At 57.6% G+C, this 1,825-nt stretch carries 1 protein-coding gene; it reads left to right on the top strand.

Annotation, left to right across the window (positions count from 1 at the left end):
- Positions 1-1,825, top strand: a 1,825-nt coding sequence (locus tag QJ48_RS34705; protein WP_054977803.1) for a bifunctional diguanylate cyclase/phosphodiesterase, incomplete at both ends; no start/stop codon positions are given.

The raw sequence follows: 1,825 nt of genomic DNA on the forward strand, positions 1-1,825 counted from the left end.
CACCGGGGTAGTGCGGGAACGTTCTGGCTGCTGATGACCGCGGGCGCCTGCTTCTATTTGCTGGGGCAGCTGGTCTGGTCCTTCTATGCTTGGGTGCTGCGAGCCTCGGCCCCGACGATCAGTTTAGCCGACCTGTTCTGGAACCTGCAGACCGGGCTGTTTTTTGCCGCTTTGTTTTACTTGTTGTTCCGGGAGAAGAGCATTTCGCAAGGCATCCGGTTTCTCTTCGACTGTATCATGATCCTGCTGATCGTCGGTACAGTCAGCTGGGAATTCGTCATCAGGCCCAATCTGCAGACGATGCTATCCAGTCCCGAGGGGTTCGGTCAAGCGGCGGTGCTGTCGTATCCGATAACGGATTTTGGGATATTGCTGTGCCTGTTCGTTCTTCATTTCGCTTATACGCCTTTGTTCGACCGGCGGGTGCTTGCCTTGATCACCTTCGGTTTTGTCGTCTTTATCGGCGGCGACACGGTTTATGTGCTCGACGTGATCTCGGGGAAATATCAGGCAGGGCAGTGGTACGACCTGCTGTGGAGCGCTGGGCTGTTCGCATACGGCTTCGCGGGCTGGTACGCCTCTCATCCCGAAGACCGGCCTGTAGCAGAGGCACGTTTCGTCTCCGTCGCCCGTCTGCTCCGCTTGCTTTTTCCTTACGCCGGCTTCGCGATCTTATTCTTATTGATGCTTCGCCGTATCGATAAGCCGGACGCTGTCGTGGCGGGAACGGTCATGGTAACCGTCCTGATCCTCGTGCGCCAAATCTCCATGCTTCTGGAGAATGAAAGGTTGGTTAACCGGCTCAAACAAATGCTCGAAAAAAGCGAATTTCTTGCGTCTCATGACGACTTGTCCGGGCTTCCGAACAAGCGCTTGTTCGAGCAGAAGGCACAGGAAGCGATCGAGAAAGCCTCGCTGGACGGACAGCCGCTTGCGGTGCTGTTTCTCGATTTGGACCGCTTCAAATACATAAATGATAGCCTGGGCCATGTGACGGGCGACGAATTAATCCGTCAAGTGGCGGAACGGATTCGGGGAATCGTTCCGGAGACATACATCGTCGCCCGTCAAGGGGGCGACGAATTTACAATCCTGACGGGGCCGCTGGCATCTTCCCGGCAAGCGCAAGCGCTTGCGGAGTCAATCCTTCGGGCGGCCGCCGAGCCTTTCAAGGTAGGGGTACACGAGATTCAGACCTCAACCAGCATCGGCATTGCGGTCTACCCGGAAGACGGCCTGTCCATAGCCGACCTGATGAAGCATGCGGATGCGGCCATGTATCAAGCCAAGGAGCTTGGCGGAGGCCGGTTCCGGTTCTTCACGCCGACGCTGAAGGACGGCATGCTGAGAAGCATCCTGATGGAGCGCGCGCTGCGGCATGCACTGGATCACAACGAGCTGTTTCTGTGCTACCAGCCGCAGGTGTGCTCTAAAGATATGACAATCGTCGGGGCGGAAGCGCTGCTGCGCTGGAGGAATGCGGACGGGCATCTGGTCCCGCCTTCCGACTTCGTGCCGCTCGCCGAGGATACCGGCTTGATCGTGCCGATCGGCGATTGGGTCATTCGGACGGCATGCAGGCAAGCCGTCGAGTGGGAGCGGGAAGGGAGGCCGCCGCTGAAAATTGCGGTGAACGTGTCGCCCAGACAGCTCGTGCAGGACGGCTTCGTAGACAAGGTGGCCGGTATTTTGAAGGAAACGGGAATGGCTTCCAGCCGGCTGATTATCGAAATTACGGAAGGCGTCGCGCTGCAGAATACGAAGGAAACGACCGATACGCTGCTGCGCCTCAAAGCGTTGGGGCTGCATATCTCGATGGACGATT

Source organism: Paenibacillus sp. A3, from assembly GCF_001399685.1.
In the GTDB taxonomy this organism is placed as follows: domain Bacteria; phylum Bacillota; class Bacilli; order Paenibacillales; family NBRC-103111; genus Paenibacillus_G.